This window comes from Lonsdalea britannica (genome assembly GCF_946477055.1).
Lineage (GTDB): Bacteria > Pseudomonadota > Gammaproteobacteria > Enterobacterales > Enterobacteriaceae > Lonsdalea > Lonsdalea britannica_A.
Window position 1 is genome coordinate 1 of sequence record NZ_CAMKXG010000218.1, and the last position, 6,066, is coordinate 6,066.

Genomic DNA, 6,066 nt, shown 5'->3' on the forward strand with positions numbered 1-6,066 from the left:
CACTCGCTGCTCGCCGACGCGGTGCGTCAGCAGGACGTGCCGGACATGTACATGGATATTCTCGCCAGCCGACTCGGTATGCCGTCTTGCACCGACGCCGCTTTAAAGGCTGAAATGGGGCGCTACTCTCTGAAAACGCAGGGGTTGTTGGGACGGCGCTGCCCAACGCCGATGCTCTCCGCCTACTGGAAGGACGACGTGCTCAGCCCGAAAGAGGAGTCCGAACTTATCGTCAATTCATCGCCCCAAGGCAAGCTTCTAACGGTGAATGCTTCGCCGGTCTACGAAAATTTCCACCTCTGTTTACAGCAAATCAGTCACTGGTTACGGCATCAGCTTCAAGAGTGATGTCTTTATCTGCCGCATAATCGTCCCTTTTATCGTCCCATTACCTTGGGTGAGATGGTGATAACGTATCCATTAGCTATGCTATTTGGAAAACAAAATAGCTTCGAAGGTAAGCCGCCGCGCGTGTGGCTTTGCAGCGCGTGCAAAAAACATTCCTTCCCAATTGGATGATAAGCAGCTGGATAACGTTATTATGGAGAGAAGGTGGATCTTACTTGTTCTGATATTTTTGATGTTACCCCTTATGTTAGCCAGGGCCGAGGCGTCCAATCTTAAAACAGAGATGAATCAGGTTTCGGCTGCCGACCTCCGCCGTACCGTCTCCGGTATCGTCAGCTACACCCGGTGGCCAACCACCGAAACAGTTCCTACGCTTTGCGTATTCTCTTCAGCGCATTTTGCTACTGTGCTCACCGATACTCGTAATGAACAAGATATCCCCACGTTCAATGCAATATTAATAGATGATGTCGATGATTTTTCGTCCTCGCACTGCGATGCGGTATACTTCGGCAGGGAATCCATTCAAGAGCAGGTCGGAATTTCAAGCCTGGACCCAGCGCATCCATTACTGACCATATCGGAACAGAACCCCGAATGTGTTGATGGCAGCGCGTTTTGTCTTATCTTCGCGGATAAAAAGGTCAGTTTCTCTGTAAATTTGGACTCGTTGTTTCGTACCGGGGTGAAAGTTAGTCCCGAAGTATTAATGCTTGGTCGTCCGCGGAATGCTAAACATGGATAAGCCAGCCTCTACGTCCAGTACAGTCACCGGCAGAATCACGTTCAGAAATGCCCTGGCTCGAATCAGTACCTTAAGTATTGTCATTACAATGACGGTGTCATGGATGTTGATCACCACGGCGTCGTTGATTTCATTCAAACAGTATTCTGAGAAGAATCTGCAGCTGCTCGCCAGTACCCTGAGTCAGAGCATCGAGGCCGCTGTCGTGTTCCGCGACGGCGTGGCGGCCCGTGAAACGCTGAGCACCCTCGGTCAGCAAGGTCAGTTCAGTCAGGCTATCGTCACGGATGCGAACGGCCGAAAAATTACGTTCTGGCAGGCCGCGGGCAGCGAGCACGCTGACCCGATGAGCCGGGTGATCGCCAAGTGGCTGTTTCCCAGTTCGGTGCTGCAACCTATCTATCATCGGGGCAATCTCGTCGGCCATATCGAGATTTCGGGCAGCGACGCCCCGGTGAAAAGCTTCGTCTACTTCTCCTTGCTGGTACTCACGCTGTGCCTGGTTTTCGCCTCGATATTGTCCGTCATCATCACCCGTCACTTGCACCACGGCCTGATTATGGCGCTGCAAAATATTGCCGAAGTGGTGCACGACATTCGTGAAAACCGTAACTTCGCCCGGCGAGTGCCGTCGGAAAAAATTGTCGAACTGGACATCTTTAGTCAGGATTTCAACAGCCTGCTGGAAGAGATTGAAAGCTGGCAGGAGCAGATCCTGAAAGAGAACGATTCCTTGCTGAAACGCTCTCTGCACGATGCACTGACGGGGTTGGCTAACCGCACGGCTTTCTGCAGCGCGCTGGAAAACGTGCTGGAAGATGAAGAGAGCCACAGCCGTACGGCCGTGCTGTTTATGGATGGCAACCAGTTCAAATACATCAATGATACCTATGGCCACGCTGCTGGCGACAAGGTGTTGATAACCATCGCTAAACGATTGAAATATTGCGCAGGGAAAAAAGACCTTCCGGCGCGATTGGGCGGCGATGAGTTCGCTTTGATCCTGTCTGACGTCCAGGATATGGATGACGTCATGCCCATCGTGAACAAGATCCGGCGCCGCGTAAGCCAGCCGATCGAACTTCAAAATGGCGCAGAAGTTGTGATGTCGCTAAGCATTGGCGTAGCGATTGCCGATCAGTACTCCACTATAGAGGACCTCCTGGAGCAGGCTGACAAAAACATGTACCTGGAAAAACAAAAATACAGGCGACATGCGTTAACGAGGTAAGTGGTTGTATGAAATTCAGTCTGCAGTACGTGCTCATCGCTGTCATGGCGTTGGGCCTGGTGGCCTGTCAGTCTCACAAAGGTCCGTTCACGCCAGCGCAGGTTGCCGCATTGCAATCGACGGGATTTAAGCCGAGCGACGAGGGGTGGACGCTGGGGCTGACGGAAAAAGTGCTGTTCGGCCTCGATCAATCCGAGCTGACTTCCCAAAGCCGGGCGGCGATCAAGAGAGTCGCCAATACGTTGTCCGCCGTAGGACTGAGCCATGCGCGCATGGATGGTCATACGGATAATACCGGTGATGATCGCTATAACAAGGCGCTCTCCTTGCGCCGTGCTGAAGTCGTCGCGGATGTGTACGCCGTCAGCGCCAACATTCCGCGTAGCCATATCCAGACGCGCGGTTTGGGTAAGGATTACCCTATTGCGAGCAATGCGACGGCGCAGGGTAGAGCCGAAAATCGTCGCGTTTCCATCGTCATCACCGCCCCATAATCTGTCCCTTCTGACGGCAGGTGTCGATAAAAACGCCTGTCGTCAAGCCTTATTTATCCCGCGATTAAGTTGAAAAATACGGCATCTCTGCTAATAACTTAATGTTAAAACTTGGAGAATGCCGAATGACATTACCGTGTGGACATACGCGACACCGTTTAATTAAAAATTTTACCTCTTTGGGACCTTATTTGCGGGAAGGCCAATGCCATGATTTCTACTTCTTCTTTGACTGCCTGGCGATGTGCGTCGATGTCAAAGCGGAGCCGGAAAAACGCGAATTTTGGGGCTGGTGGTTAGATTTGGATGCGCAGGGACAAAGTATGACTTATTCGTATCGTTATGGCTTGTTTGATGAAGCGGGCAACTGGTCTGAAATTAAATTCAAAGACAAAGCTATCACCGAAAAAGTGAACACCACGCGGGAAAGTTTCCACAAACGACTGGCAGTATTGGTTCAGCAGCTCGACCCCCCTTATTCCTTAACGGAAAGGCCGTAACGCCCCTTCAGGTCATCGACCTGTGTCGGTTTTTTTCGCGTTGTGCCTGTTGGCATAACGCGTCTCTCCTGTTACAACGTTTTCTTCACCATCCTCTTTTTTTATACAACGCAATGGCAGAAAAATTATGAGTGGCAGCCAAACGATGGTTGTAAAACTGGGCACCAGCGTGCTGACAGGCGGGTCTTCTCGCCTCAACCGGGCCCATATCGTAGAACTTGTGCGTCAGTGCGCGCAGTTGCATGCCGCAGGGCATCGCATTGTTATCGTTACCTCAGGCGCTATCGCCGCAGGCCGGGAGCACCTCGGCTATCCCGACCTCCCCGTGAATGTCGCAACCAAGCAGCTGTTGGCCGCCGTCGGGCAGAGCCGACTGATCCAGCTGTGGGAGCAGCTGTTCTCGATTTACGGCATCCACATCGGTCAGATGTTACTGACCCGTGCGGATATGGAAGATCGGGAACGTTTCCTGAATGCGCGCGACACGATGCGTGCATTGCTGGATAATCGCGTTGTTCCGGTTATCAATGAGAACGACGCGGTCGCGACACTGGAAATCAAGGTTGGCGACAACGATAACCTGTCGGCGCTGGTCGCCATTATGGCGGACGCCGACAAGCTGTTACTGCTCACCGATCAGAAGGGCCTCTTCACCGCCGATCCGCGTGACAACCCGGATGCGAAGCTGATTAGCGACGTTCAGACCATCACCGACGAGCTGCGTCACATCGCGGGCGGCAGCGTATCGGGTCTGGGCACCGGCGGTATGTCGACCAAAATTCAGGCGGCCGAAGTGGCCTGCCGCGCCGGTATCGACGTCATCATCGCGGAAGGTTGCCGACTGGGCGTGATTGGCGATGTCATGAACAACGTGTCGGTAGGTACTCACTTCCATGCCGTCGACGAACCGCTCGAAAAACGGAAACGTTGGATTTTCGGCGCGCCCCCGGCAGGTGAGATCATTGTGGATGACGGCGCGCTGTCCGCCATTCAGGAACGCGGCAGCTCTCTGCTGCCAAAAGGCATTCGGGAAGTCACAGGGATTTTCTCCCGTGGCGAAGTCATCTGCGTACGCAGCCTGTCCGGTCGGGATTTGGCTCATGCGGTGACTCGCTACAACAGTGATGCATTGCGCATGATCGCGGGCCATCACTCCCAGGAGATCGAAGATATTCTCGGATACGAATACGGTCCGGTGGCGGTCCATCGGGACGACATGATTATCAATTAAGGAGTACGCGGTGCTTGAACAAATGGGCAAAGCGGCAAAACAGGCCTCTTATCAACTGGCGGCCTTGAGCACCAGTGAGAAAAATCAGGCCCTTATCGCGATAGCCGATCTGCTGGAAGCGGAAAGCGCCTCTATTCTGTCCGCCAACGAACAGGACGTTGCCGCCGCGCGTGAAGAGGGACTGAGCGAAGCGATGCTGGACCGTCTTCAACTGACGCCAGCGCGTCTGGCCGCAATCGCGAGCGACGTACGTCAAGTTTGCAGCCTCAACGATCCGGTCGGCGAAGTGATGGATGGACGCATTCTGGACAACGGCCTCAAACTGGAACGTCGGCGCGTACCGCTAGGCGTGGTCGGGGTGATCTACGAAGCGCGTCCCAATGTGACGGTCGATGTGGCGAGCCTGTGCCTGAAAACCGGCAACGCGGCTATTCTGCGCGGCGGGAAAGAGACGTACCGCACCAATGTGGCGACGGTCAGCGTAATCCAACGGGCATTGACGCAGTGCGGCTTACCCGCCGCGGCGATCCAGGCGATTGAGAAACCGGACCGCGAACTCGTCAACCAACTGCTGAAACTCGATCGCTACGTAGACATGTTGATCCCACGCGGCGGCGCAGGTCTTCACAAGCTCTGCCGTGAACAGTCGACCATCCCTGTGATCACCGGCGGTATCGGCGTTTGCCATACTTACGTCGATGAGTCGATGGAGTTTGAACCCGCACTGCGCATCATCGTGAATGCGAAAACCCAGCGTCCCAGCACCTGCAACACGTTGGAAACGCTGCTGGTGAATCAGCGTATTGCGCAGGATTTCCTGCCGCAGCTGAGCGCGGCGATGCACAAAAGCGGCGTCACGCTGCATGCCTGCCCACGTTCCTTGCCGTTGCTGAGCGAGGGACCGGCGAAGGTGATCGCAGTCGAAGCCGCCGACTTTGATGATGAATGGCTGTCGCTGGACCTAAATGTCGCGCTGGTGGACGATATCGACGATGCCGTCTCCCATATCCGTGAACACGGTACGCAGCACTCAGACGCGATTCTGACGCGTTCACTGAGCCGTGCGGAACAGTTTGTCCGTGAGGTCGATTCTTCCGCCGTTTACGTGAATGCCAGCACCCGTTTCACCGACGGCGGACAGTTTGGACTGGGCGCTGAAGTGGCCGTCAGCACGCAGAAACTGCATGCGCGTGGCCCAATGGGACTGGAAGCGCTCACCACCTACAAGTGGATTGGCTACGGCGACGATCTCGTCCGCGCTTAATCGTCTGTGTTATAGCAGGTTGGAGATTTATAACAGGCTGCTATAACACGAAAAAAGCGCTCGGCTGTCCGATTATAAAATCGGCAGACGAGCGCCAGATGCTTGACTTGCCGGCATGATTTCACTAGTTTGTCACCCCGTAACGCATCGTCAGGCACTCGCAGGACGACCAAAAAGCCGATATAGCTCAGTTGGTAGAGCAGCGCATTCGTAATGCGAAGGTCGTAGGTTCGACTCCTATTATCGGCACCAT

Annotated in this window: 7 protein-coding genes and 1 tRNA gene; all 8 read left to right on the forward strand. The window is 54.3% G+C overall.

Annotated features, from left to right (window positions below):
- The coding region (locus Q7O77_RS13495) for an alpha/beta hydrolase (protein ID WP_304168231.1) at positions 1 to 348 on the forward strand (348 nt) is incomplete at its 5' end.
- 85 nt (positions 349 to 433) lie between these two features.
- Positions 434 to 1,093, forward strand: coding sequence for a YfiR family protein (locus tag Q7O77_RS13500; protein WP_304168234.1), 660 nt, complete (start codon positions 434 to 436; stop codon positions 1,091 to 1,093).
- Positions 1,086 to 2,324 carry a diguanylate cyclase DgcN gene (gene dgcN / locus Q7O77_RS13505; protein ID WP_304168236.1) on the forward strand — a complete coding sequence of 413 codons (1,239 nt, stop codon included), beginning with the start codon at positions 1,086 to 1,088 and terminating at the stop codon, positions 2,322 to 2,324. Before Q7O77_RS13500 ends, dgcN begins: the two co-directional genes overlap by 8 nt.
- 8 nt (positions 2,325 to 2,332) lie before the next feature.
- Entirely contained in the window at positions 2,333 to 2,818 is a 486-nt protein-coding gene (locus Q7O77_RS13510; RefSeq protein ID WP_304168238.1) for an OmpA family protein, read from the forward strand.
- Positions 2,819 to 2,943: 125 nt separating this feature from the next.
- Positions 2,944 to 3,318, forward strand: a complete 375-nt coding sequence (gene crl / locus Q7O77_RS13515; RefSeq protein ID WP_304168243.1) for a sigma factor-binding protein Crl — start codon at positions 2,944 to 2,946, stop codon at positions 3,316 to 3,318.
- 127 nt (positions 3,319 to 3,445) lie between these two features.
- The gene (gene proB, locus Q7O77_RS13520) at positions 3,446 to 4,549 is read left to right on the forward strand and encodes a glutamate 5-kinase (protein ID WP_304168240.1); all 1,104 of its coding nucleotides are present in this window, start codon (positions 3,446 to 3,448) and stop codon (positions 4,547 to 4,549) included.
- 10 nt (positions 4,550 to 4,559) lie between these two features.
- Complete coding sequence (gene proA / locus Q7O77_RS13525; RefSeq protein WP_304168241.1) at positions 4,560 to 5,813, forward strand: glutamate-5-semialdehyde dehydrogenase; 1,254 nt, start codon at positions 4,560 to 4,562, stop codon at positions 5,811 to 5,813.
- Positions 5,814 to 5,989: 176 nt separating this feature from the next.
- Positions 5,990 to 6,065 (forward strand) — tRNA-Thr (locus tag Q7O77_RS13530).
- The last annotated feature ends 1 nt before the right edge of the window (position 6,066 follow it).

Excerpts from the sequence above, each read along its gene's own strand:
- dgcN (WP_304168236.1), top strand. The coding sequence starts at position 1,086 with ATGGATAAGCCAGCCTCTACGTCCAGTACAGTCACCGGCAGAATCACG.
- Q7O77_RS13510 (WP_304168238.1), top strand. The coding sequence starts at position 2,333 with ATGAAATTCAGTCTGCAGTACGTGCTCATCGCTGTCATGGCGTTGGGC.
- crl (WP_304168243.1), top strand. The coding sequence starts at position 2,944 with ATGACATTACCGTGTGGACATACGCGACACCGTTTAATTAAAAATTTT.
- proB (WP_304168240.1), top strand. The coding sequence starts at position 3,446 with ATGAGTGGCAGCCAAACGATGGTTGTAAAACTGGGCACCAGCGTGCTG.